Consider the following 3,445-nt stretch of genomic DNA (forward strand, 5'->3'; position numbering starts at 1 on the left):
GGCGATGGGTGAGGCGGTACTAAAGGCGTTGGAGGAAATATGAAAAGCGATCAATAAATCGAAAGCGGCCTTTCCTTCGCCGTTGCTTGCGATTAGCACTTCGTCTTTAACGGGGCATGCCGATTTTAATTGAGGGAGCAGAGCCGCCGGACGAAGATTGGCAAAAACGCCAAGCCCCGCGCGAAGACCGAGCAACGCTCTTTCGGGACGCAGATGTCCGGGGAGCGTATCCCACTTTGGACCGCCGACAGCGCCAAGAAGAAGAGCGTCGCACTGCTTCGCCTCTTCGAGAGTTTTTTGAGAAAGCGGCTCTCCCGTGTGATCGATAGCGAGCCCGCCCGCTTCAAGTTCGACATAGTTGAACGTATGACCGTACTTGTTCCCAACTGCATCAAGAACTTTAAGAGTAGGCACTATCACTTCCGGCCCGATTCCGTCTCCGGGGATTACCGCAATTTTAAATTTCATTTTCTCTCCTATAGATACGCCTTAAAGCGGCGTTCAATATCATCAATTAGTTTGTACTCAATAGAATCTACAAGGGCGGCACGGCTTGCGTCGATGATATCTTCCGATACCCCTACCGTCGTCCAAGTCTGCCTGCCGTCGGAAGAAGTGATGAGGACGCGCACCTTCGCAGCCGTTGCGGCGTTGCCGTCGATTACCCTGACTTTGTAGTCGGTAAGGCGCACCTCTTGCAGTTCGGGGTAAAAATGTTTTAACGCCCTGCGAAGAGCGCCGTCCAATGCGTTGACGGGACCGTCTCCTTCATCGGCGGCGATCTCCTCCTGTCCGTCAACGTGCACTTTGACCCACGCGTGGGAACAGGCGATTGTTTCACCCGTGGGGTGTTCGCTTACCACGCGGTAAGCTTCGATGTTAAACAGCGGCTTGTATCTGCCAAGTTCCCTGCGAACCATAAGGTCGAAACTGCCGTCCGCTCCTTCAAACTGCCAGCCGTCCGCTTCGAGGGTTTTCAGTTTTTGGGCGAGCGCCGCCGTTACAGGGTGATCCCTTGTAATCGAAGGGTCGATCTTCTTCGCGCGTTCCGCTATCGCGGAGCGCCCGCCGACTTCGCTCATTACAATGTGCCTGTCATTCCCCACAAGGGAAGGATCGACGTGTTCAAAGGACTTGCTCACTTTTAAAATTCCGTCGGCGTGCATTCCCGCCTTGTGGGTAAAAGCGTGGCTTCCCACATAGGGCATATTGCCGGGCACGGCGACATTCGCGGTCTCGGCGACAATTCGAGTTATCTCGGAAAGAAGTTCCATCTTTCCTTCGGGCAGACAACGGAAGCCAAGCTTGAGTTCAAGGCTCGGCATGACCGCGGCGAGGCTTGTGTTGCCGCACCGCTCGCCGAAACCGACAAGGGTTCCTTGAATTTGTCTGCATCCGGCAAGGACTGCGGTTATCGTGTTCGCGCTCGCCATGTCCGCGTCGTTGTGAGCGTGAATGCCAAGAATGCAGGGGGAACCGTCCGCTCCACCCTCTCCGCTTGCACCTTCAACAACTTTGACGGCTTCCTTAACGGCCTTCTCTATCGTGTCGGGAAACGCGCCGCCGTTTGTGTCGCACAGTACTATGCGTTCAGCCCCGGCGGTTACAGCCGTCTTCAAAGCGGAAAGGGCGTACTCGGGGTTCGCCTTCCAGCCGTCAAAAAAATGTTCGGCGTCGAAAAAAACCTTCTTCCCTTTTTTCTTCAAAAAAGTTATCGTCTCGGCGATCATGGCGAGGTTTTCCTCGTGGCTTACCTTCAGCACTTCCGTCACATGAAGATCCCAGCTCTTGCCGAAGATCACCACCGCCTGAGTATGCGCGTCTAGAAGGCTCAACACGTTCGGGTCTTCGCTCGCCTTCACTCCTTTTTTTCTGGTGGAGCCAAAGGCGCAGAGTTTGGCGTGTTCAAGTTTGAGGCCCTCGGCAAGACGGAAAAATTCCATGTCTTTGGGGTTGCTTCCCGGGTTGCCCGCCTCGATCCATGAGATACCAAGAGCGTCAAGGGCGCGAACCACGTCAAGTTTGTCCTGCAAGGAAAACGTGATGCCTTCGCCCTGAGCGCCGTCCCTTAGAGTGGTGTCTAAAATTTCCAAAGGTATTAAGTTGGACGGCGTCTGCTCATTGTCGCTCATTTATTTTTCCTCGTTCTTCTTTAGCCATTTCATCATTCCGCGAAGCTCGTTTCCCGTTTTTTCGATTGGGTGTTCGGCTTCAATCGCCCTCATGCGGTTAAAGAACGGGCGGTTCACCTGGTTTTCCAGTATCCAGTTCCGCGCGAAAGTTCCGTTTTGAATCTCCTTTAACACCTGCCTCATCGTGTTCTTTGTTTCATTGGTGATGATTTTCGGCCCGGTAACATAGTCGCCGTATTCGGCGGTGTCGGAAATCGAATAGCGCATGAACGAAAGCCCGCCCCTGTTTACAAGATCGATGATTAGCTTCATCTCGTGCATAACTTCAAAGTAGGCGCTCTCAGGCTGGTAGCCCGCTTCAACAAGCACCTCGTAGCCAGCTTTCATAAGCGCGGATACGCCGCCGCACAATACCGCCTGCTCGCCGAAAAGATCTGTTTCGGTCTCTTCCTTAAAAGTTGTTTCCAACACTCCCGCCCTTGCCCCGCCGATTCCCGCCGCATAGGCGAGCGCCAGTTTTTTAGCGTCTCCGCTCGCGTCCTGGTGGACGGCGATAAGGCAGGGGACTCCTGCGCCCAGCTTGTACTGCTCGCGAACGGTGTGCCCCGGCCCCTTGGGCGCTATCATCACCACGTTTACGTCTTGCGGCGGAACTATCTGCCCAAAGTGAATGTTAAACCCGTGGGCGAAAGACAGGGTTTTCCCCTTTTTAAGCGCGGGCGCGATTGATTCCCTGTAAAGGGCCGCCTGCTTCTCGTCGTTAATCAGGATCATGATAAAATCCGCCGCATTGGCAGCGTCCTTCGCCGTCATCACCTGAAATCCCGCCTCTTCCGCCTTCTTCCATGACTTCGATCCTTCGTAAAGCCCGACAATCACCTTAAGCCCGGATTCCTTCGCATTCAACGCGTGGGCGTGACCCTGGGAACCGTAGCCGATTACCGCTATGGTTTTGCCCTTTAGCAGACCCAAATCGCAGTCTTTTTCATAATACATGTGCGCCATATATAACCTCCTATATACCAACCCCGTGAGTGGTTTTTCCACTCCGGAACTTGAGAAACCCGGTAAAGGCTGCAGATTTTCCTGAAAAGGAAGCCCGTGCCCTTACCGGCTGCTAATTACTACGAGAATTACTACAGATATGACAGAAAGAGAGGAAAAAACGCGCAATAAAGCCGCGTTAAAATAGGCCTTTTGACCGTTTGAGTTATTAAGCCTGTTAAATTCCAGTGCCATTTTCAACATTGTTCCTCTAAATAGTAGATGTTACAATTCTAGCAAAAATGTAAAAATAATGCAATAGGGAATTT

Annotated in this window: 3 protein-coding genes; all 3 read right to left on the bottom strand. The window is 52.8% G+C overall.

The window, feature by feature from the left end; all coding sequences use genetic code 11:
- A partial coding sequence (locus ACYVTD_RS10720) for an isocitrate/isopropylmalate family dehydrogenase (RefSeq protein ID WP_461247764.1) occupies positions 1 to 468 on the bottom strand: 468 nt, incomplete at its 3' end.
- A gap of 8 nt (positions 469 to 476) precedes the next feature.
- Positions 477 to 2,132: a citramalate synthase gene (cimA, locus tag ACYVTD_RS10725; RefSeq protein ID WP_461247765.1), complete on the bottom strand. Its 1,656-nt coding sequence runs from the start codon at positions 2,130 to 2,132 to the stop codon at positions 477 to 479.
- Entirely contained in the window at positions 2,133 to 3,137 is a 1,005-nt protein-coding gene (ilvC, locus tag ACYVTD_RS10730) for a ketol-acid reductoisomerase (RefSeq protein WP_461247766.1), read from the bottom strand. It abuts the gene before it with no gap.
- Positions 3,138 to 3,445: the final 308 nt, after the last annotated feature.

Source organism: Treponema sp. R6D11, from assembly GCF_054786075.1.

Bases quoted from the DNA above. Each gene is read 5' to 3' on its own strand.
- ilvC (WP_461247766.1), bottom strand. From the start codon at position 3,137: ATGGCGCACATGTATTATGAAAAAGACTGCGATTTGGGTCTGCTAAAG.
- cimA (WP_461247765.1), bottom strand. From the start codon at position 2,132: ATGAGCGACAATGAGCAGACGCCGTCCAACTTAATACCTTTGGAAATT.